This window comes from Paenibacillus xylanexedens, assembly GCF_007676705.1.
Classification (GTDB): Bacteria; Bacillota; Bacilli; order Paenibacillales; family Paenibacillaceae; genus Paenibacillus; species Paenibacillus xylanexedens_C.
Genome location: NZ_VEBF01000132.1, coordinates 1 through 317 on the forward strand (window position 1 = coordinate 1; position 317 = coordinate 317).

At 44.2% G+C, this 317-nt stretch carries 1 pseudogene; it reads left to right on the forward strand.

Features of this window, described 5'->3' with window-relative positions:
* Positions 1–165: 165 nt before the first annotated feature.
* Positions 166–317: pseudogene (locus FS628_RS32865) on the forward strand (hydroxymethylbilane synthase); the annotation flags it as partial.

A 317-nucleotide genomic window follows, 5' to 3' on the forward strand; every position in this document is an offset into this window, starting at 1 on the left:
ACAATTAAAGTGGGAAGTAGAGAGAGGGGGGTTGGGCTAAGGGAGAGAGGGGATGTTATTGAGGATTTGGGGGATATTTGTGAGGGGGAAGGATTAGGTTTTGAGTTTGAAGTAGATAAGATTGTTAGGAAAGGAGATGTGATTGTGGATGTAAGGTTGTGAAAAGTGGGAGGGAAAGGATTGTTTGTGAAAGAGATTGAAGAGGGGATGATTGATGGTAGGATTGATATGGGTGTTGATAGTATGAAAGATATGGCTTGGGAGTTAGCGGAAGGATTAAGGAATGGGGGTATAGGTGGTCGTGGAGATGGACGGGA